The 20,767-nt window shown below is 42.9% G+C and carries 17 protein-coding genes; 6 read left to right on the top strand and 11 right to left on the bottom strand.

What is annotated here, in order from left to right; genetic code table 11:
* Positions 1-30: 30 nt before the first annotated feature.
* The 3 genes from QZ576_RS12425 to QZ576_RS12415 form a co-directional block, all read right to left on the bottom strand.
* Entirely contained in the window at positions 31-1,086 is a 1,056-nt protein-coding gene (locus tag QZ576_RS12425) for a M48 family metallopeptidase (protein WP_297097625.1), read from the bottom strand.
* Between the two features lie 127 nt (positions 1,087-1,213).
* The gene (locus QZ576_RS12420) at positions 1,214-1,606 is read right to left on the bottom strand and encodes a hypothetical protein (protein ID WP_297097624.1); all 393 of its coding nucleotides are present in this window, start codon (positions 1,604-1,606) and stop codon (positions 1,214-1,216) included.
* 39 nt (positions 1,607-1,645) lie between these two features.
* Complete coding sequence (locus QZ576_RS12415) at positions 1,646-2,134, bottom strand: hypothetical protein (RefSeq protein ID WP_297097623.1); 489 nt, start codon at positions 2,132-2,134, stop codon at positions 1,646-1,648.
* 285 nt (positions 2,135-2,419) lie between these two features.
* Here QZ576_RS12415 and QZ576_RS12410 point away from each other — a divergent pair, with 285 nt between their 5' ends.
* A complete protein-coding gene (locus tag QZ576_RS12410; protein WP_297097620.1) occupies positions 2,420-3,547 on the top strand; it encodes an exo-alpha-sialidase in 1,128 nt (375 codons plus the stop codon).
* Positions 3,548-3,873: 326 nt separating this feature from the next.
* On the opposite strand, the gene QZ576_RS12405 is transcribed toward QZ576_RS12410, so the two are convergent.
* From QZ576_RS12405 to hypD, 4 genes are all read right to left on the bottom strand, one after another.
* A complete protein-coding gene (locus tag QZ576_RS12405; protein WP_297097618.1) occupies positions 3,874-5,427 on the bottom strand; it encodes an arylsulfatase in 1,554 nt (517 codons plus the stop codon).
* 236 nt (positions 5,428-5,663) lie between these two features.
* Positions 5,664-7,238, bottom strand: coding sequence for an arylsulfatase (locus QZ576_RS12400; RefSeq protein WP_297097616.1), 1,575 nt, complete (start codon positions 7,236-7,238; stop codon positions 5,664-5,666).
* Between the two features lie 684 nt (positions 7,239-7,922).
* Complete coding sequence (locus QZ576_RS12395) at positions 7,923-8,831, bottom strand: glycyl-radical enzyme activating protein (protein WP_297097615.1); 909 nt, start codon at positions 8,829-8,831, stop codon at positions 7,923-7,925.
* 130 nt (positions 8,832-8,961) lie between these two features.
* Positions 8,962-11,421 carry a trans-4-hydroxy-L-proline dehydratase gene (gene hypD / locus QZ576_RS12390; protein WP_297097613.1) on the bottom strand — a complete coding sequence of 820 codons (2,460 nt, stop codon included), beginning with the start codon at positions 11,419-11,421 and terminating at the stop codon, positions 8,962-8,964.
* A gap of 270 nt (positions 11,422-11,691) precedes the next feature.
* Between hypD and QZ576_RS12385 the strand changes: the two genes are divergently transcribed.
* Genes QZ576_RS12385 through QZ576_RS12375 form a run of 3 tightly spaced genes read left to right on the top strand, consistent with a single transcriptional unit; the run spans position 11,692 to position 14,131 of the window.
* Positions 11,692-12,795 carry an AI-2E family transporter gene (locus tag QZ576_RS12385; protein ID WP_297097611.1) on the top strand — a complete coding sequence of 368 codons (1,104 nt, stop codon included), beginning with the start codon at positions 11,692-11,694 and terminating at the stop codon, positions 12,793-12,795.
* A gap of 47 nt (positions 12,796-12,842) precedes the next feature.
* Entirely contained in the window at positions 12,843-13,532 is a 690-nt protein-coding gene (locus QZ576_RS12380; protein ID WP_297097608.1) for a DUF4136 domain-containing protein, read from the top strand.
* 11 nt (positions 13,533-13,543) lie between these two features.
* A complete protein-coding gene (locus tag QZ576_RS12375) occupies positions 13,544-14,131 on the top strand; it encodes a hypothetical protein (RefSeq protein ID WP_297097606.1) in 588 nt (195 codons plus the stop codon).
* 188 nt (positions 14,132-14,319) lie between these two features.
* Here the strand turns inward: QZ576_RS12375 and QZ576_RS12370 are convergent, their stop codons facing one another.
* Positions 14,320-15,015, bottom strand: a complete 696-nt coding sequence (locus tag QZ576_RS12370) for a DUF4956 domain-containing protein (protein ID WP_297097604.1) — start codon at positions 15,013-15,015, stop codon at positions 14,320-14,322.
* 10 nt (positions 15,016-15,025) lie between these two features.
* Positions 15,026-16,099 (bottom strand): hypothetical protein, encoded by a 1,074-nt coding sequence (locus QZ576_RS12365; protein WP_297097602.1) that lies wholly within the window; start codon positions 16,097-16,099, stop codon positions 15,026-15,028.
* A 189-nt stretch (positions 16,100-16,288) separates the two neighbouring features.
* Between QZ576_RS12365 and QZ576_RS12360 the strand changes: the two genes are divergently transcribed.
* On the top strand, positions 16,289-16,963 hold the full coding sequence (locus tag QZ576_RS12360) for a hypothetical protein (protein WP_297097600.1): 675 nt from the start codon (positions 16,289-16,291) through the stop codon (positions 16,961-16,963).
* Between the two features lie 59 nt (positions 16,964-17,022).
* Here QZ576_RS12360 and QZ576_RS12355 read toward each other — a convergent pair whose 3' ends face one another.
* Positions 17,023-19,254 (bottom strand): hypothetical protein, encoded by a 2,232-nt coding sequence (locus QZ576_RS12355; RefSeq protein WP_297097598.1) that lies wholly within the window; start codon positions 19,252-19,254, stop codon positions 17,023-17,025.
* Between the two features lie 18 nt (positions 19,255-19,272).
* Positions 19,273-19,875 carry a hypothetical protein gene (locus QZ576_RS12350; RefSeq protein ID WP_297097596.1) on the bottom strand — a complete coding sequence of 201 codons (603 nt, stop codon included), beginning with the start codon at positions 19,873-19,875 and terminating at the stop codon, positions 19,273-19,275.
* Positions 19,876-20,074: 199 nt separating this feature from the next.
* Between QZ576_RS12350 and QZ576_RS12345 the strand changes: the two genes are divergently transcribed.
* A complete protein-coding gene (locus tag QZ576_RS12345) occupies positions 20,075-20,767 on the top strand; it encodes a porin family protein (RefSeq protein ID WP_297097594.1) in 693 nt (230 codons plus the stop codon).

Here is a 20,767-nt window from a genome sequence, read left to right as displayed (position 1 = left end):
TTCTGACTGACTCTAATTAGGCAAAATAGTTTATACATTAATTTTTTCTTCAAATTCTTTTATAAACAGAAAAAAATCCAGGCCATATACCACCTGGGCATTTTCATAAGTCTGATTCTTAAACAATTCCAGGTACTTTTCCTTTCCATACTTTTCAATAAGTTCTTCCACAAATAATCCGGCTAAAGGATATAATATTTCTTCAGGATAATCTCTTCCATTTTTCCAAATTTCCTTTATTTCAATTTTCTCATCATTTGTTCTAATCCAAGATTTCACCTTTTTTAATCTATTTTGATTTGATAGATCGAAACAAACAGCGGTACCTTCATTAATAAATCGGGTTTTGGAAGAAATGCCCGAGGTGTAATGCGATAACACATGCGTTAGCTCATGTCCTCTGCTTTGTTGAAAATAGGAGTGTATAATACAGCAAGAAGGTTCTGCAAACCCCAAATCTCTAAGTACTATTTGTTTTGCATCATCTCTCGAATTCCATACAAAAAAGTCGATCTTTTTAGGTAATGAACTTTCAAAAAACGTGTTAATCTCTTCGAAAGCATTTTCTCTTGACTCCATATATTGCTGAATTTCATAGTCGCTCATGTTTTGAAAATGAAAACGAATATTTTTCGATTCTTTAATCGTCCAGCTGTTGTAGCAGCTATCGTATCCAAAAATCCCAACTCTTCGGGCAGAGAAATTCGTAGCATTTTTGGTAGCATTTACATTTATACACGACTTTAAGGCCGACTCCGATTTTTCAAAGTCGGAAAGCATATAATAACAAGTACCCAAATAGCCCAGTCCCCAGGCTTTTATCCACGAGTTATCGTTATCATTATCAACAGCAAATTGCAGGTGTGGTATTGCTTCGTTATAGTTACCTATGTCTGCCAGCGCCCGCCCCAAAATAAGCTTGTATTCAACTTTGTCGGGCTCAGTTTTTAAATATTCGTTTACCTTATTAATTACCTGGTCATATTTCCCGGCCCCGTAAAGGTTACCCAATTCCTGTACTTGCGGACTTTGTGCATTTACAATAAAGCCGATGATAATGAAGATGAAGGTGAGTTTGGTTTTCATTTTATTGCCGTTTATACTAACAAAGAAAACACATTAATATGTTAAGCCGACTTAAGAAGCTATAAGTTATGTTAAGATGTTTAGGGCAAATACATTATACCCCAATCCGTGAGCAATATCTTTATAATTAGTTTTTGATTCGACTTTGAGCTCTTAAACGAAAAACATCATTCACCATAAAAGTTACAAGTGCCAGTATAATAATATGAATAACGGTGAAATTCAGTACTCCGTTCTCTACGATATAAAGAATGCAAATTGCAACTATAAAAGCCCCAATCGACAGGCCGATAAAAACCAGGAATCTGGATCTGAGGTTTTTCATTTTTACTTGTGTCCATCCGCTTTGCACCAGATAAAAGCAAAAAACAATCAACAACACATACGCGAACAAAGATTCAAGATCAGAGTACGTCCAGGAATCTTTAGTAAAAAGTGTCATTATTGCGGCTGCAACAATTACAGCCACCGAAAATAGCTTAAGGTAGCCTAAGGTTTGATTAATTAATTTAGTACTCATATGCATTCACTTTTAGGGTTAAAATAATAATTAGATAGGTTATATTTTCTTCATTTTCATTTCGATAGCTCGTCTCAACTCTGCCTCCTTTTGAGTTCCGATTAACAATTTTTTCCCATTCGAAAGCTCTATTGCCAACCCTTTATTTCCTCTCACATTATACACCACACCATATTTTGTCCAAATTCGAATTCCCCAACCGCCAACAAATCCATAATTCACAACTTCTGCTTTCTTAATTTTATCCCATTTAATTTTCTTTTTCACAAATGGAAAGAAGCTCATTCGAATTTCATTGTCGTTAATCGTGGTTTTCAATTTTATCAGTAAAAAAAGCCCGATTAATGCGAACATCAGTATTGAAAAAACAATAAGGCCAGTGTCGGACATAGGATTATTGCCAAATTCGTCTCCAAGTATTAATTGCTTGTAAATTCCGTAGATTGGAATAATTGCTATCAATATTATTATCAACCACACAAACCACCATTGGGTAAATTTCTGTTCTTCCTTGAAGTTAATTCTCATTTTTTCGGGTACGTATTCAACGGGTTGATTCTTTTTTGTTTAAAGTTACTATTCCTGTTTAACAAAAACAATTCGGATTTTACAAAGTGAACAGACTGAAAACGTAGCACCATTCGAAAGGATTCGCACGGTAGCACGTTAACAATCGCCGCAAACGGCAACTTATCATTTTCCGGTTAAACTTCTTATCTCTATTTTTACCCTTTGCAATAATCAGCGAATAACTTTAATATGCTTAAAACTATATCCCACATTTTATCCTTTATTCTATTAATGGGCACATTTATGTGTTCTTGTAGTCAAAATGCGAAGCAGGTAGCCCGGTCGCCTTTCCTGGTAGACACCGCAATGTTTGATACAAGCGACAGTACACACCTTGGATGTACCTCTGCCGAAGGAACACAATCCTTCAGGGTATTTACCCCCGATTCGAACGACAACCGGTTTAATAACGGCGTGGTGATGATTGGTTTTAAAGGAAAACTTTATTGCCAGTGGCAAAGCTCCCGAACCGATGAAGATGCACCCGACACCCATGTTGTATACAGTATCGGATTAAACGATAGTACATGGACTTCCCCCCGGCAACTTTCCCCGACATTCATCAATGGTTTCTGTACTTCGGGAGGATGGTGGGCCACGGCAGATACCCTGGTTGCCTATATCAATGTCTGGAGGTTGAACCAGTCGGTGTATACGGCCTACACCACCAGTGCCGATGGAACGCATTGGTCAATCCTTCGTCCCGTGCTGATGGCCAATGGCGATACCTTAAACGGAATTTTTGAACAAGACCCTCACCCCCTTCCGGATGGACGAATAATCAATGCCGCTCACTTTACTCCGGGCATACGGGTAAACCCAATTTATACCGACGATGCCATGGGTATCCGCGGCTGGAGGAAAGCCAACTACACGCTCCTGCCTTCCACAGGCGAGAAATCAAGAGAAATGGAACCGAGTTGGTTTCTTCGCGGCAGCGATAGCCTGGTGATGACCTTCCGCGATCAGCAGAGTAGCTTCCGTCGGCTGGCTTCGGTGAGTACCGACCGTGGTGAAAGCTGGACCACGCCGGAACTCACCTCTATGCCCGACTCGCGTTCGAAACAAAGTGCAGGTAACCTGCCCAATGGAACCGCCTTTATGGTAGGCAACCCTGTAAACTACAAACTACGGGTACCGCTGGTTGTAACACTTGGTGCTACCGGAGCGAACTTCAATACGGCTTACCTGCTACGATCGGGAGGTGAGGATCTCCAGCCCTTGCGCTATCCGGGAAAAGCCAAACGACCCGGCTATCATTATCCTAAAAGTATGATTTGGCAGGGCGCTTTGTATGTAGCGTATGCCACCAATAAAGAAGATGTGGAGTATACCAGGGTTCCGTTGGAAAGCCTGAAGGTAAAGAATTAAGGATTCGCGCGGCAGCGAGGGTGCCAAGGTTTCGGGAGGCGCGAGCAGGAATTCACTAACCCCAGGCTAAAGCCCTGCTGTTGCCGGAAATTCACTACCCTCGCCCGATAGTTATCGAGATAAGCCTGTAGCTATAAGAATCAGATTTAGGAGATTCTGAAACAAGTTCAGAATGACGTAAAAAAGGGCATCCGTTTTGGATGCCCTTTTATTTGAACCAAGGGATCCGATCCGTATTTAAGTCAACTTAAACGGATCGGATCCTTTTAGCATTGTTGTATCCTATTATCACGCGAAAGGATTCGCGCGATAGCGGGGAATTTTCGCTACTGTTTTCCTTCGCTTAATTGTTTCATCAGTTCAGAGAAATCCAGAGTTGCTGCTTTTTGTACCGGTGGATATTCGGCCAGCGACTGAATATGTTCTCCCAGAATCTCCTGAACCGGCTCATTAAGAAACTGCTTCCGTTGCACAATATCCGATCGGTCGGTAAGGTTATCGAAACTTTCATAAGGATCGAAGTGCAGATTGTAAATAATCGGGAATTTCTGTTTCACGTAAGGAGCATAATAATTTTCACTGGTCTGGAAATGTAACTTCCACTGATTTACACGAATTGCCCGAATATCGGACTCGTGGTAATAAATAAAATTATTCCGGTTACTTTCATCCGATTTACCCAACCAGTAATCCAGGTTATTCACCCCATCAATATACTGATGGCGCTCTTTTTCCATTTTTTCCGCAACATCAGGCTCGCCGGCTGCAGCAGCCAGGGTAGTAAATATATCCATGTGCGATTGAATACCTCTTAACACTTTGCCTTCAGGAATATGGTTTTTCCACATCACCATCATCGGAACTCTCACTCCGCCTTCGTAGGTTGTCATTTTTTCGCCTCTGAACGGTGTAGTTCCCCCGTGTACGCGTGCGCTGTGCTCAGGACCATTATCGGTAGAATAAACAACAATTGTATTTTCCAATACGCCCATTTTCTCCAGCTCGTCGAGCAGTTCTCCAATCATCATATCGTGTTCCATCATACCACTTCCATAAAAATCGTGCTCGGTAGTGTATGGTAAAGCCAGGTAACGATGCTCGGGTTTCAGGTGGGTGAACATGTGCATTCTACTTGGATTGAACCAGCAAAAGAACGGTTTTCCATCGTCTTTGGCTCTTTTCATAAAGTCGAGTGAAGCTGCCATAAACTCCTCATCAACGGTTTCCATTCTTTCTTTCGACAGTTGACCAGTATCTTCAATTTTTTGTTTTCCAACACGTCCGAATCGTGGATCAACAGTAGGATCATCCTCGTCGGTTGCCCAGGTATGTAACACTCCGCGGGTTCCATACTTTTTAAAGAATTCAGGATCTTGCGGATAATCTTTTTGCTGGAACTCTTCCTGCGTATTCAGGTGATAAAGATTTCCAAAAAACTCGTCGAATCCGTGAACAGTAGGAAGATGCGAGTTTCTGTCGCCAAGGTGGTTTTTACCAAATTGTCCGGTGGCATAACCCTGTTCCTTCAATACTTCTGCCAGTGTAGGCGATTCTTTTTTCAATCCTAACTCACCACCGGGGCGGCCAACGGTTGTCATTCCACTACGAATGGGGTACTGCCCGGTAATCAGTGCAGCACGACCAGCAGTACAGGATGGTTGCGCATAATGTTCGGTAAACATGATTCCATGTTTGGCTATCCGATCGATATTTGGAGTTGTGTACCCCATAACGCCGTTTCCATAAGCACTTACATTGCTCCAGCCCACATCATCGGGGAAAATGATTAAGATATTAGGCTTCTCCTGCGCAAATGTTACAAACGGTAAGAAGAGCAGTAGCAATAAACTCTTCTTTAAAATTCTAAAGTTGTGTTTCATAATTGTTAATGTTTATGCACTTAATCTGTGTGTTATTAAATGAATTTTTACAATACTTGATATTAAGGTTGTATAAGTTATGAAAGTTGACTCAGATTTACCTAATAAAACCGGTAAAAAAGTCCTTCTTGTTTACATAACATATGCTAATATAAAAAGGTTGAGGGTGTTAACATAAATAATAAAAGGGCACCCGCTTTGGATGCCCTTTGCTATTTTATTCCGAATAAAATTCGTTATTGCCGTGTATCCGATTTCAAAATCGCATCAATAGCTTTGTTGATATCAAGCGACGCAGACTCCTGCCGCGGAGGGAAATCTTTGAAACTTGACAGGTGCTCATTCAAATAGCCAATAGCCGGTTGGAAAACCCACGATTTATGCATGATGAGTTCGAAACCGTATACACCATCATATTTTTCGTAAGGGTCTTTCCTGAGGTTAAACAACTGCGGCATAGTATGTACTACCATATCTTCGTAGTAACGTTCCTTGGTGGCAAAGTGCATTTTCCACGGGCCAACACGCATGGCAGTTAAACCACTTTCGTAGTAGTAAAAGAAATAGTTACGGGCCGACTCATCGGTTTTTCCTTCCCAGTAATCGAGGTTGTTAAATCCGTCGATATACACTTTGTAGGTCATGTCGCCAATTGTTTTTCCGGCTTTCAGTTCATCCTTAATTTCAGGCTCGCCAACGGCAGCCATAATGGTAGGCACCACATCTTCGTGAGCCGAAATACCGTTACGGATAAGTCCGGCAGGAATTTCATCGGGCCAGCGCACCATAAACGGCGCACGCACACCACCTTCGTATGTGGTCATTTTCTCTCCACGGAATTGTGTTACACCGGCATCGGGCCAGGTACTTTGTTCCGGTCCGTTATCGGTGGTATAAATTACGATTGTATTGTCGGCAATTCCCAGCTCATCGAGGTAATCCAGAATTTCACCAACATGTCCGTCGTGTTCCATTAACCCCGAACCAAACAAGTCCATATCAGTACTTATCGGCGTTGCCAGGTTACGCGATTCCTCTTTCAGGTGCGTGTAAACGTGCATGCGGCTTGTTGCATGCCAGATAAAGAATGGCTTGCCGGCATCGTGTGCGCGCTTCATAAAATCTTCGGTTTTGGCAACCAGTTCTTCGTCGAAAGTTTCCATACGTTTGCTGGTGAGTTTACCAATATCGGTTACTTTTTGTTTTCCAATTACCCCAAAACGCGGATCTACCGTATCGTCATAAGTATCGGTAGCATACGATTCGATAATGCCACGCGGACCATATTTTTCATAGAATTCTTTGCTTTTCGGGTAATCAGCCTGCTCTTCTTCTTCCGAAACATTCAGGTGATAAAGGTTTCCAAAAAACTCATCGAACCCATGCACGGTTGGCAGATGCTCGTTACGGTCGCCCAGGTGGTTTTTACCAAACTGTGCGGTCATATACCCGTATGGTTTCAGTAATTCAGCCAGTGTTGGATCTTCCTTTTTAATTCCAAGTGGATTACCGGGTTGGCCAACGGTAGTTAATCCTGTACGAATCGGTTTTTGTCCGGTAATAAAAGCAGCACGCCCTGCAGTACAACTGGGCTGCGAATAGTGGTCGGTAAAAAGTACGCCTTCTTTTGCAATCCTGTCGATGTTTGGTGTCGGGTACTGCATTCCCAAACTGTAACAGCTAAGCGAGTTTGGAGCAACATCATCTACCATTATAACAAGGATGTTGGGTTTATCCTGCGCAAAAGTTACAAATGGTAAGAAGAGTAGTAGTAATAAACTCTTCTTTAAAATACTAACATTGTGTTTCATAGTTATTAATGTTTATGCACTTAATGTGTGTGTTATTAAATGAATTTTTACAATACTTGATATTATGGTTGTATAAGTTAAGAAGTTCATCTCAGAAACGCATAATAAATCCGGCAAAAAAGCCACCTGTTTTAATTAACATATGCTAATGTAAAAAGGTTGAGGGTATTAATACCGATTATTAAAAACATTGAGCCATTGGTTCGCACACTCCCAATGACTTTGTTTTTATATATCGGCATTTAACCAATTTGAAAATAATAAAAAATAGCTTAATCATTTTCATAATTGGTATAACATAAAACAAAAGGGCACCCGCTTTGGATGCCCTTTTATTTTGAAGGTCTACTGAAAATCAATAGCAGAATCTGGGTTGTAGTTTATGGACTCACCCTGATTGTGCCTTCGACACAATCGTGGGGCTGTCCAAAAAGATATTCTTTTAATAGAATAACTTATAATCTGTAAGTAACCACTTAATTTCTCACCCCTAAATCCCCTACAGGGGACTTTAAGCCTTCCGACAGCTGGCGGAGAGGTTTGGAGGGGTAAAATTAAAGTGTGTTATAAACTGAAAGTTTCATCTTTATTTGTTGCACTTTTGGGACAGCCCCAGTGAGGGAGAGTTTCTGTTGAAGGTTCCAAAGAATCATGAATGTTTTTAATACTTTCACGACTTACAATCTAACCACCAACCTCCGCCTCTATACCATATTTTTCGAATATGGCGATTGCCCTGCTCTGTTCCTCTTCGGTGGGCTCTTCCATATTGAACTCGTTGTATTTTGACCCCAATTTATTGTACTTATTGGCCGCAATATTATGGTACGGCAATAAGTTTACCACCGGCTTTTTGCCCGGTAAAGCAGCTATAAATTCCGCCATTTCGGTAACTGTGTTATGGTCGGCATTTACATTGCGGATAAACGGCACACGAATATTGATGTTTGCGCCGCTTTCGGCCAGCAACTGCAGGTTTTTCAGAATAAGTTTGTTGCTTACGCCTGTCCACTTTTTGTGTTTTGCCTCATCCATCAGCTTCAGGTCAAACAGGAAAAGCTCGGTTTTTTTAGCCACTTTCAGCAAGGTTTCAGTGTCGGCAAATCCGCAGGTATCAACGGTTCGGTGCAGTTTACTTTCGCCACAGGCATCCAGCATTTTCATCAGAAAATCGGGATTCATCAAGGGCTCACCACCCGAAAAGGTAACACCGCCATTCGATTGCTCGATGTGTACGCGCTCGCGTTCGATGATCTGCATCAGCTCGTCAATCTCGTAGGTACGCCCCGACATTTCGATGGCTTTCGTTGGGCATACATCAGCACAAATACCACAAAGGGTACAGGCCTGGTAGTCGGTAACAATTCCTTTCGGCGTAAGTGTAAGCGCATCTTCCGGGCACATCTTCACACACTCCTGCGCCCCGATACATTTCGATTCGGTATACAGCTTTTGTACACCCGGCGACTGGCTTTCGGGGTTGTGACACCATTTACAGCTCAACGGGCATCCCTTCATAAACAGGGTGATTCGAATACCCGGGCCATCGTTAATGGCGTAACGTTTTATATCGAATATTAATGATTGATTCATTTTAATGTTTACCAAATGTGAAAAGTAACTTCACGTTGTAATCCTGACCCCTCCCAACCTCCCCAAAGGGGAGGAGAAGTCCCCCTTCGGGGGATTTAGGGGGTCTATATAACTCTTATAGTCTTCAATTTTAAAGCACCTCGTTCTGTGTACGGTCAATAACTTCCTGTTGCAGATCGGCATTCATGTCGTTAAAATAATCGCTGTATCCGGCCATACGCACCAGCAGGTCTTTGTAATCTTCGGGACAAGCCTGTGCCGCCAAAAGCGTTGCCGTATCAACAATATTAAACTGAATGTGGTGACCACCCAACGAGAAATAACTGCGGATAAGGTGACCCAGTTTCTCCACGTCCTTGTCGCGTTTCAACAAACTTGGTACAAAACGCAGGTTTAACAAGGTACCGCCTGATTTCGACTGATCGAGTTTACCCAGCGAACGGATCACGTTTGTTGGCCCGTGTGTATCGCAACCGTGCGACGGCGATGTACCGTCGGAAATCGATTTGCCGGAAAAACGTCCGTTTGGTGTGGCTCCCAGCACCAGCCCAAAATAAACGTGGCAGGTGGTCGATAGCATATTTAAATGATATACTTCTCCTTTGGTATTTGGTTTTCCTTCAATGGCAGCCAGCAGGTCGTTGTACACCTGTACGGCAATCGTGTCGGCATATTCGTCGTCGTTACCAAAGAACGGTGTACGATTAAGAATGCGTTGACGCAATACTTCTTCGCCCTCGAAGTTTTTGGCTACTGCATCCAGAATGGTATCCATAGAGAAAGTCTTGTCTTCGAAAACATGCTTTTTCAATACCGAAAGACTGTCGGTTACCGTAGCCAAACCGGTACACTGAATGTAGTTGGTGTTGTAGCGCGGGCCACCGTTGTAGTAGTCTTTTCCCTTCGAGATACAGTCTTCAATTACCACTGAAAGAAATGGCGCCGGTGCATATTTGGCAAACATCTGGTCGATGTAGTTGCTTACGCGTATTTTTTGGTCTACCACAAAATTCAGCTGCTTCAGGAATGCCTCGTACAACTCGTCGTAGCTTTTAAAATTGCGCGGGTCACCGGTTTCAATACCTGCAACTTTTCCGGTTACCGGATCGATACCGTTATTCAGCGTGATCTCTATAACTTTCGGAACGTTCAGATAACCGGTCAACAGGTACGCTTCTTTACCAAAAGCTCCTACCTCGATACAACCGCTGCAGCCACCTTCGCGGGCATCTTGCAAGGTTTTTCCCTGGTTCACCATTTCCTGGATGTACATATCAGGATTGAAAACCGATGGGTAACCGTGTCCCTGACGGATCAGTTTTCCGGCAGCCTGCAAAAACTCGTCGGGTGTAACTTTGGCAATGTGCACCGAGTTACCGGGTTGCAAAATGTGCAGCTCTTCGATAACTTCCAGCATCATATACGAAACCTCGCTAACACCACTGGTTCCGTCGGGTTTTACACCGCCGATATTGATGTTGGTAAAATCGTTGAAAGTACCACTTTCGCGCGCTGTAATACCTACTTTTGGTGGCGCAGGGTGGTTATTTACTTTTATCCAGAAACAGCTGATCAGTTCCTTGGCCTCATCGCGGGTCAGCGTTCCTTCGGCCAGTTCTTTTTCGAAGAACGGTGTAAGGTGCTGATCGAAATGGCCCGGATTCATCGCATCCCAACCGTTTAATTCGGTAACGGTTCCCAGGTGCACAAACCAGTACATCTGAATGGCTTCCCACACGTTTCGAGGCGCGTTGGCAGGTACCCAGCGACACACTTCTGCAATTCGCTTCAGCTCAGCAACTCGTTTCGGATCGCTTTCGGTTTTTGCCATTTCCTCAGCCAGATCAGCGTGGCGCTCTGCAAAAACAATGGCAGCATCGCACGACACGTCCATGGCTTTTAATTCTTCCAGCTTTTCGGTGGCTTCAACATCGTTCATAAAATCGAGACGGTTGATGTGATCGTTGATCTCTTTTTTATAATCGAGCATCCCTTTTTTGTAGATCGTTCCGTCGAGCGCGGTATGACCGGGAGCACGCTGCTCCATAAACTCGGTAAATACACCGGCTTCGTAGGCACGTTTCCATTCGTTTGGCACGTGACTAAAAATACGCTCGCGCATAGTGCGGCCTTCCCAGTATGGAATTACCTCTTTTTCGTAGGTATCAATATCTTCCTGCGAAATGGTGTACTGTTGCTGATCGCGCGTGTTCAACACATGAAAATCCTCAACGCTGTGGCAGGTTAATTCCGGGAAAGTTGGAACCGACTTCGGAACCGGGCCACGTTCGGCAACAATCAATTCATCGTCGCCTATATAAATGGTTTTTTGTTTACAAATTTCCAGGAAATTCAGGGCACGCATCATCGGCTCCGAGTACTTCCCGTAGTTTTCTTTATAAAACTTAGTGGTGATCATGGCGCGCTCAATCGACAGCGACTCCTGTGTTTCAACACTTAGTTTGCGCAAACGCTGAACGCGTTCGTTCATGCCGGGACCAATAGCATTAGGATGCGGCGTGTAAAAATTACCTTCAGCGCCAGCCGGGCGCTCGGGTGTCTTTATGGTTAGTTCATCTGCTAAAGACATGACTTCAAAAAAATTAAATTAAACAATAAGTAAAGAAACAGGGTTAACCTAAGCGATAGATTCTAAGCATACAAGATCCAGCACTCGAACAAGCACCGGTAGCTTACCAGTAGATTTGATATTTTCAATTTCGATGTCAACTTGACAAATTTAATTTAATGCCGTAAATTTAGTCAAAAGTTAATTACGATGTTACGATAATACACAATAGAGCAAATAATTTCAACAAATTGTCAACTACTTCAGAACATAATTAAAAATAACTATATCATGTCTATAAAAAAAGCAGCCAACACACTTGGAAAAGAGAACATTGAGACCTACATTAAAACAGCGCTAATTTTCGCAATAGTAGTAATTTGCTTCTTGATTTTTAAGCCTTTTTTGGTACCTGTAATCTGGGGAATAATCATTGCAATAGCATTTCACCCCTTACATGTTCGGTTTACCAAATTGCTGAAAGGTAAATCCGGATTGTCGGCCACAATCATTACGCTTGTTCTTTTGGCCCTATTACTCATCCCCACCGGAACATTTGTCAGCTCCTTGTTCGAGAATGTAAAAGACCTCTCGACGCAGCTAAAAAGTGGAGAACTCATAGTTAACGAGCCACCTGAAAAAGTTGCCGGCTGGCCGTTGGTTGGAAAATCGATCTACAACTCGTGGCATCAGTTTGCAGTAGATGTTTCTGCCGCAGCCACTCAATTCAAACCACAAATAGAGGCTTTAGGACAAAAGGTGCTTAACTTCTTTAAAAGTTTTATGGGAACCACACTGGTTTTTATGCTGTCCATTATTATTTCAGGCATGTTTTTGGCCAATGCAAAGTCGGGCTATCCTTTTGTTTATAAACTTTTTAACCATTTGGTTGGCGAAGAAAAAGGTACTGAATTTGTAGACAATTCCAGAAAAACCGTAAGCAGCGTTGTAACCGGCATTTTAGGAACAGCGGTTATTCAAACAGCAATTATTTCTGCCGCACTTTTTGTATTTAAAATACCACTTGCCGCCCTGTTAACGTTGGTTACATTTTTCTTTGCAGTAGCACAAATACCGGTCTTTCTGATTATCATACCACTCATTATTTATATGTTTTCGGCCGTTGGCGGAGCTCCCGCAGTACTGTTTACCATTTGGGGAATTGTGGGTGCCTTAAGCGACAATGTTCTAAAACCAATGTTGCTGGGCCGCGGACTTAATATCCCCATGCTCGTTATTCTTATCGGAGCAATTGGCGGAATGTTGCTTATGGGAATGATCGGCCTGTTTATTGGCGCAGTAGTTATGGCTTTGGGTTATCAAATTCTTCAGCTGTGGCTTGATGACGTTAAAGAACAATTAGAAACTACAGATGTTAAAAATGCAGAAGATTAACCGCAAAACACATTTTGATTATAAATACATATTTTAAGCATGTTACTATGAATAGAAAGTACCCCATTTTTGCTCTTCTCCTCTTAGCTTCGGCCCTTCTTTTTTCGTGTCATCCGGATTACGATGCCACCGTTGAGGAATTGGACGTTGCCATTACGCAATACGACGAAGAGCAGGATTTCTCTCAACTCCAGACTTTTTACCTTGAAGATTCCATCGTTTATATCAACGATGAAGAAGCCGGATCGTCGGTAAATGTCAACCACTCGCAAAACGATCTGATTATTTCTCTGGTAAGGCAAAATTTTCTTGATATGGGCTGGACAGAAGTTACCGGCCCCACCGACGGACAAATAGACGCCGATGTTTCGATAATGCTTTCGGTTTTAGAAACCGATGTAAACAACTATTATTACTATTGGTGGGATTGGTGGTACTGGTACCCCTGGGATTGGTGGTTCCCGTGGTACGACGATCCATGGTATCCGGGTTACCCCGTTTGGCCGATTTTCCCAACATACCCGGCGCAGGGTTACACTGTTGGAACTCTGTTTATCGATATGTTGAATATGAACGAGGTTGAGATACCTTCAGATGACGACAGTTCGTTTAAACTGCCCATGCCGTGGCAGGGAGCTGCAATGGGCATACTGGCCGGATCCGATACATTTCTTCAGCAACGCCTGACAAACGAAATTAACCAGGTATTTGAACAAAGCCCTTACTTACTAAAATAAACCCAGCAATTATGAAGAAATACATCATTATATCACTTATACTTCTGGCTACCACCACATTAAAAGCACAGGAAGGAACGAGTATTTTTATTAATTATCTGCCTTCGATGCCGATGGGAGGAACAGCCGACTTTAGCGATAATATTAGCCCGCGTGGAATTGATTTTGAAGTAGAACGATTTTTAAGCGAAGACCTGTCGGTGGGTTTTAACATTGCATGGAACTTATTTCGCGAGAAAATTCCGGAAGAAACATTTTACCATAACGACCTGACGATTACCGCTGTTCAGTTTCACTACACCAATATTTTTCCGGTGCATGTAAATGTGAAGAAATACTTTTCGGGACAAAGCGATTACATTCCTTATGCTGGTTTTGGTCTGGGAACTTCGTACAACGAAACCCGAAACGATGTTGGCATATTTACCTTAACCGAAGACAAGTGGCTGTTTAATCTCGCTCCTGAAATCGGGATGCTTTACGATATGAACTACAAAGCCTGGCTTTCTGTGAAATTAAAATACAACTACGGATTTAAAGCGGGCGACTTCCCAAGTCAGTCGTACCTGAGCTTAGGTCTCGGAATTGGCTTAAAATAGACATACAACAGTTTGAAGATATACGAAAGGTTCGGTTTTTTGCCGGACCTTTTTTGTTGAAACAGGTTCTTGAAATTTCACCCCACCTGGCCTCCCCAAAGGGGAGGAAATATCCCCCTTCGGGGGATTATAGGGGGTCAAGAACCAATTTACTTGATTAAAACGAGTTCCCTCAATTATAGATGATCTTAGTAGCTACTGGTATCGTTACTCTCCCAAATTGTGGGCGATTCGGCGGGGGGTAATCCCTCATCGGGGTTTTCAATTACACTCTCCGGTTTATTTTCATGGAAATAGATCCAGACTGTAACTTCATCTTTCGCCTTATTAATCTTTTCCAGCTCAACCCGCAGCACATCAATACCTGTATTTTGCCTGATCTCTTCCAACAAACTCTGGTTATCGTTCAGTATCGAAAAATCGGATGGAGTAAAAACCAAAGCACGTTTTAGCGCATAAGCCCTGGGTTTGTAATATTCCATTATCAGCGCCGAAACGTTTATTAGCAGATTCGCGAGTATGAGCCCAAACAGGGTTTGAATATTAAATTCGAGTAAAGCATTTATGATGGAAACACCAATAACCAGAAACAGGTAAGTCATTTCTTTCAGGTCGATTGACGGTGAGCGGTAGCGAATGATGCCAAATATGGCGAACAAGCCAAGGGCAAATCCCATGTCTAAACTTACCCGGTCGAGGATGGATGCGATCAGGAAGATCATCATTCCCATCAGGAAAAAAGTAAACAGGTATTTTATGCGGCTGTTTTTAGGGTAGTACACCACCCTGATCAGAAAGAAAATAGAAACAATATTTATGGCCAGCCGGACAAGAAACTCGGTCCAGGGTGCACTGCTAATACTTATGGCTTGTAAATCAGTCATTATTATTGGTTTAAAAATCAAGGTCTCTGCATTCTCCCTGTAATTTACGGATTAAAATCTCAGGTTCTTCTGCCATTCTGAAAAAATCGTCCACAAATTTCAACACCTGATTTTTATTCTTTTTATCGAGGTACTCAAATGTTTCGATGGTGCGAATGATCTCCTCTTTTTTGCTGTTGAACAAGTTAATGGCTTGCAGGTAATTTTCTTCGTCTTGCTGGCAGTAACCAAGGTATTCGCGATCGGTAACTTTCTCCACACTGCTCCATGTTTGGGGCATTGAGTAACTGGTATTCACAAAACCTGCATGATCGAAATCGTAAGGAACCGGAACAGGATACGGCTTTTGCAGCTCCGCCAACTTTATGTATTTCATGTTATGGCCACTGGTAAAACGCCAGTCGGTGTTGCCCAAAAAATACTCGAAAAGGGCCACAAATGTACTTTCACGGGGCAACAGGTTTTTTCCCTGCATAATTTCCTGCCGCACTTCAACTCCTTTCAGTCGTTTGACTAACAAATCCATCGGCTCCAGCAAAAAGCCAATTTGCTCGTAGTTGCGTTCTTTCCTCCCCGTATCGATATAATTAATATTCAGCAGCCTCACCCGAAAGCTGTTTTCGGTAAGAATATTATAGATTTTGTATGCCAGAAATTCGCGAAACACATAAGCCTGGTAAGCATTTGAGGTTGAACAATGCGTAACCATTTTTATCTTTTTGATTCCGGCTAACTCGGTTTCCTCAATGGGGTCGGTTTTAAAGTTCAGGAAAATAGGTGGGAAAAAACAATGACCACGACGGAAGTTGCCGCGTGCTTTTAACCTTATATTTTTTAGTACGGAAGTGCTGTCGGTTGGATGAATAGTAAGCTCGGCCGGAAAGTACTCTCCTTTTGCTTTTGTTCTGATAAAGGATGAGATATCGTATTTTAAAGTAATGGTAAGTGCTTCCTCATTATCGAAAAATCGAATATCAGAAAGGGTGTGCGAAACCGGATCAAAAAGCGCACTGTCGGCATTTTGCTGCGCGTAACTATAATTCAGGAGGAGTAATAAAAGCAGACTAATTATCAAACGTTTCATTGCCGGACAGTTTCGTTCAAATAGATATTTAATTTGTTGAGCTATAACACAATCACTATGCAAAGATAATGTCATCAAATTATTTTATTGAAAAATGAGGTGCTGTTTACAACATCTCTTAACTCATCATAACAATGACTCATCATAAATTTTGTATTATTGTACATAACAACAACACATTTAGTTACAATGAAACAATTAAGTTATCTTCTGATCGCCGTAAGTTTTCTGCTTACCAGTTGCTCATCAACCAAACTCATCAATTCATGGTCGGACAAAGACAATACTCCGAAACAGTACGACAATATTGGTGTTACGGTTCTTTTCCCCAATTCGTCGAACCGGTATGTTACCGAGCACGCCATTGTTGATCAGCTAAAAGAAAAAGGAATAAACGGTATGTCAACCGTTGATGTATTTCCGTTGGCAGCACGTGTAAGCCAGGGCGAAGAGCTGTTGAAAGACTCGGAAGCAGTAAGAAAATCGGTGGTTACCAAAGTGAAAGAAAACAATATTGACGCGCTGATGATTGTTACGCTTTTTGATATGACACATGAAAAAAGATGGGTGAACGACCGGAATATTGCAGTAGGTGGAACGGGTTACTATGGTTCGCCATATGGAATGAGCGGAATGTACTACGATTATTACGCTTATTCGCTCGGTACGATCTATAACTCGGGTTACTACACCGATGATGTTACCTACTTTATTGAATGTAACCTGTACGACGTTGACTCGGAAAAACTGATTTACCGGGCACAAACAAAATCGACCAACATAAAATCGGTTGAAGAAGAAGCAAAAGCTTTGGCTTATCTTGTTGCCAAACAACTGGTGAATAAAAAAGTAGTTTCGCGCTAATAAAGAGCAGGCGAAAAGAAAAAGAGCAGGCACTTTAGTGTCTGCTCTTTTTTTATGCTTTACCGTCTCATACCTCCGCCTCGTGCCGGCATTGGGCGACTTCGGGGAGTAGTTGTTGGCCTACTACGCTGGAAATTATTGTATCGCGTTGTTCCCCGGTTTCGGCTGTTGAAATCACGCTCCAGAGTATTTGGCCGTGTTGCCGGCCTTGCCGACGGACGTTGTGTTGGTTGCGTTGGCCTTGTTGATGGCCTTTGCGTTGGTTGAGTCGGGCGGGTTGACGGGCGCTGAGTTGGCTGCGTGGGTCGTGTAGATGGCCGCGTTGCATTCGTATTTCCCGATTTGTTTGGAAGATCGGGGCGCGTACTTGGCCGTTTATTCTCTTGCTGCCAGTTGCCGTTATTGTCGCGACGCATAATGTTTCCATCACGGTCGGTATAAACATTGTTCGGACGCGATGACGGACGCGACGAAACGTTATCCCGGCGGTTTGGCATATCTCTATTTCGCACATCGCGTGTACTTCTTATACCACGGTCTCTGCGGTTATAAATATTGCGAGAGTTGTAACGGCCGTTGGCATAACCGCCTGCGTAACCCCTCAAATAACCATCGCGGTAACCATGATGATAGCCGTGATGATAACCATGGCGGTAGCCGTGACGATAACCTGCCGGCCCCCAATAACCGTAGCCTCCACCGTAATAATTCATATGAAACCATCCGTAGCTAAAACCTACATTAAAGCCCCAGCCGGTGTACGGGTTGTAGTGCACTCCGAAACCAAAAGTCCACGGACGCGGATAATAGTAACTGCCATACCACGGGCGATAGTAATAACCGGTTCCGTAAAAAACAGAGCCGTTGTACCAGTATGAATGGCAATAACCGGGAGTGTATCCTACATAAACCACGTCGGGTGTTGAATCGTAGATGTACACATATTTTACGTTGTAAACCGGGGCGCTTGGCGGAATTTCGTCTACCTCGGCCGGACGCGAATCGCTAACAATCCACGGGCCGGTTGCTTTTGTCGACTCAAACCATATTCCATCGTCGACACAATAATATTTTGCTTTAATGCGCAACACCGTGCTTGCCGTGTTTATGGCATATTCCACCTCCGAATCCTCAATTTTTTCAAATTTCGGATCGCCATCATATTCCACAGTTACCGATGCTGTTTTTCGGTCGACCACTGCCGTTTGCGGCATTTGCTGTTCGTATTTCGCCTCCTTTGCCTCGGGTGTTCCCGGCACGCTGGCCCTTACCGTTGCAATCGATTCATCTTCCGGAATTTTAGCAAAATCTTCGGGCAGATCATCCGGCTCAACAAATGTCCAGTCGCCATCGGCCAATGTTTTTGAGCTAAACCATCGGCCATTCAACAACACAAAATGATGCTGCGAATTGATGTCCATTATAATATCGTTCTCCGAGTTTTTCACAAAAAGCAAGGATGTGCCTTTTATGGTTTCGTACTCCAGTTTACCATCGGAACTGATGAGCTCGGCAGGAACGGAACTAACGATGATTTCCGGGATGGCGTCGTTTCCTTCAACTTCCGGTTCCTCCTCTTTATCCATCATTTTGTCGGCCGCCTTTTTTACATCCTTCGGAACCGATTTTGTTTGTTTCCAGTTTTTGCTCAACACATCAGAGGCAGTAAACCAATAGTCTCCGCCTTTCAGGTAATAGTCCGATTTACGTTTCAGAATCAGGAAAGGCGTATTCAGCACATATTCCAGGCTCGATTTTTCCACCGTTTTCATAATCGGATCACCATCGATAATCACCAAAACCGAAGGTTCTGAACGATAATAAATTTCGGGCGGATTATTGTTGAGCTGATCATTCAGCAATTCCAGGTTTTCCTCATCTTCAAGATCGGCCAAAATACGATCGATCGACATTTTTACATCGAGCGCTTCCATGTCGTCAATAACCAATTGTTTCAACTGCTCCAGTTTCGATTCGTCTTCCACGTCGGGAAATTTTATCATCGGAATCTCCACTTTTACCAGGTCGGCTGTCCGCGCTTCCATATCGGTTAAAAGCGTTGCGTTAAACCACAGCGCACCAAATATCATGTCATCGCTTTTGGTTTTAATCGAAACTGCCATTCGGCCATCGAGCATATTTCCATTCAGCGACTCGAGTTGTGGCTGGTATAAGGTAATTACATTTCCGGAGGCCTCAATTTCGCGAGGCCAAACAAGCTTTTCTTCGCTGTTTGCCGCAAAAGCGGTAAGCGTAGCCAGAAAAAGGCAAATAAGCCGTAAAGTCTTCATAATATAAATAATTTGTTTCTAGTCTTGTAAACGAATAATTAAACCGGCACCCATGTCCCAATGAACAATAGGCACGTTAAAACTCACCCCGCCTGAACATCCACTTCCTCCGGTTCCTACACCACACCAAAAACCGGCTCCATCAAACTCAAGCGGCAACATCAGGTTGGTAAACAATCGCAGGCCAATCCTGTCAGAAAGAAATAGCTTGGCACCTGCCCCTATCCCTCCGGAGAAAAGCCATAATCGTTCGTCGCCACCCGACTTTTGCGCATAACGCGTTGTACCAAGACTTACCTTGGTAAACGGAACAATCTTACCAATACCAAATTCACGAAGCATTCCAACCTGGTAGTGCTCAACTGCCATGTCAGCCGATCGCAAAAAGCCATTGCCTTTGGTATCGTTTCGTTCGTAACTCAATTCTACGTACATCATATCATCAAACTGTACACTTAATAATCCGCCGTAAAGTGCACTGTTCTCCACATTTAGATACCGGCCGTAGTTGTCTACTTTCCCGGCAACTGTATAACCAAATATTGGTGTTAACTCAATACTCTGTGCAAAAAGAGCCAATCCGGAAAACAGGAAAAGCATGGTAACAAAGGTTTTTCTCATGATAAGATATAATTGATTATGTTTGATAAAATCGCATCACAAAAGTTCGGGCTTTTAATCCTGAATAACAAATAAAATTACCCGCATCCGCCGTAAACAAAAGTTCTTTTTACCGGCCAGCAGGCATTGCCGTTCAATGGTTTTATTCCTATCTTGTAATCAACTTGCAATACCGAACAATCGTTGAAAAAACTGATTAATGAAGAAAATACTGATTATAAGCGCATTTCTTCTGCTGGCTAATCTTTCAAACGCACAGGTAATTATTTCCCTGCTGCTGGGCGATAAGTTAAACTCCCCCAACATCGAGTTTGGCCTCGAAGGTGGAATAGACTTCACAAACGTTAACGGATTCGACAACGACGGTAACCTCCGCGCCTTTAACCTTGGAATGTATTTCGATATCAAAATGAAGAACAACTGGTATTTACACGCCGGATTTCAGGGCATTTCGAACCTTGGAATGCGCGAACTTTCGGCTTCCGATCTTGAGTTTCTTGAAGCTGAAACTTACGATGTAGAAGGCAAATACAATCAGAAAGTGAATGCTTTTATGGTGCCGATTTTGGCCAACTACAAATTCGACAATCACATATACTTGGAAGCCGGCCCACAACTCGGTTGGCTGTACAACGGATGGGTCGCTTTTTCGTCGGACGAAGACAATAAAGACATTAATATTAAAGACTACAATAAAGAATTAGTGAACTGGTTTAATGCCGGAATAGCCGTTGGCGCCGGATACAAACTTGTAAAAGGCACTGGCTGGAGCATTGGAGTTCGTTACTACCAGGGACTTACCGATGTATTTAAAGACCGCTCATCAAGTCTTCATCACTCGGTGCTTTTAAAAGTAAACGTTCCGATTGGAGTGGCTAAAGCAGCCGAATAA

It is taken from the genome of uncultured Draconibacterium sp., from assembly GCF_913060805.1.
GTDB lineage: Bacteria > Bacteroidota > Bacteroidia > Bacteroidales > Prolixibacteraceae > Draconibacterium.
This window is presented reverse-complemented; position numbering and strand designations above follow the sequence as displayed.

Excerpts from the sequence above, each read along its gene's own strand:
- QZ576_RS12355 (WP_297097598.1), bottom strand. The coding sequence starts at position 19,254 with ATGAAGACTTTACGGCTTATTTGCCTTTTTCTGGCTACGCTTACCGCT.
- QZ576_RS12370 (WP_297097604.1), bottom strand. The coding sequence starts at position 15,015 with ATGACTGATTTACAAGCCATAAGTATTAGCAGTGCACCCTGGACCGAG.
- QZ576_RS12425 (WP_297097625.1), bottom strand. The coding sequence starts at position 1,086 with ATGAAAACCAAACTCACCTTCATCTTCATTATCATCGGCTTTATTGTA.
- QZ576_RS12400 (WP_297097616.1), bottom strand. The coding sequence starts at position 7,238 with ATGAAACACAATGTTAGTATTTTAAAGAAGAGTTTATTACTACTACTC.
- QZ576_RS12410 (WP_297097620.1), top strand. The coding sequence starts at position 2,420 with ATGTGTTCTTGTAGTCAAAATGCGAAGCAGGTAGCCCGGTCGCCTTTC.
- QZ576_RS12345 (WP_297097594.1), top strand. The coding sequence starts at position 20,075 with ATGAAGAAAATACTGATTATAAGCGCATTTCTTCTGCTGGCTAATCTT.
- hypD (WP_297097613.1), bottom strand. The coding sequence starts at position 11,421 with ATGTCTTTAGCAGATGAACTAACCATAAAGACACCCGAGCGCCCGGCT.
- QZ576_RS12405 (WP_297097618.1), bottom strand. The coding sequence starts at position 5,427 with ATGAAACACAACTTTAGAATTTTAAAGAAGAGTTTATTGCTACTGCTC.
- QZ576_RS12350 (WP_297097596.1), bottom strand. The coding sequence starts at position 19,875 with ATGAGAAAAACCTTTGTTACCATGCTTTTCCTGTTTTCCGGATTGGCT.
- QZ576_RS12360 (WP_297097600.1), top strand. The coding sequence starts at position 16,289 with ATGAAACAATTAAGTTATCTTCTGATCGCCGTAAGTTTTCTGCTTACC.
- QZ576_RS12365 (WP_297097602.1), bottom strand. The coding sequence starts at position 16,099 with ATGAAACGTTTGATAATTAGTCTGCTTTTATTACTCCTCCTGAATTAT.
- QZ576_RS12420 (WP_297097624.1), bottom strand. The coding sequence starts at position 1,606 with ATGAGTACTAAATTAATTAATCAAACCTTAGGCTACCTTAAGCTATTT.
- QZ576_RS12375 (WP_297097606.1), top strand. The coding sequence starts at position 13,544 with ATGAAGAAATACATCATTATATCACTTATACTTCTGGCTACCACCACA.
- QZ576_RS12415 (WP_297097623.1), bottom strand. The coding sequence starts at position 2,134 with ATGAGAATTAACTTCAAGGAAGAACAGAAATTTACCCAATGGTGGTTT.
- QZ576_RS12395 (WP_297097615.1), bottom strand. The coding sequence starts at position 8,831 with ATGAATCAATCATTAATATTCGATATAAAACGTTACGCCATTAACGAT.
- QZ576_RS12385 (WP_297097611.1), top strand. The coding sequence starts at position 11,692 with ATGTCTATAAAAAAAGCAGCCAACACACTTGGAAAAGAGAACATTGAG.
- QZ576_RS12380 (WP_297097608.1), top strand. The coding sequence starts at position 12,843 with ATGAATAGAAAGTACCCCATTTTTGCTCTTCTCCTCTTAGCTTCGGCC.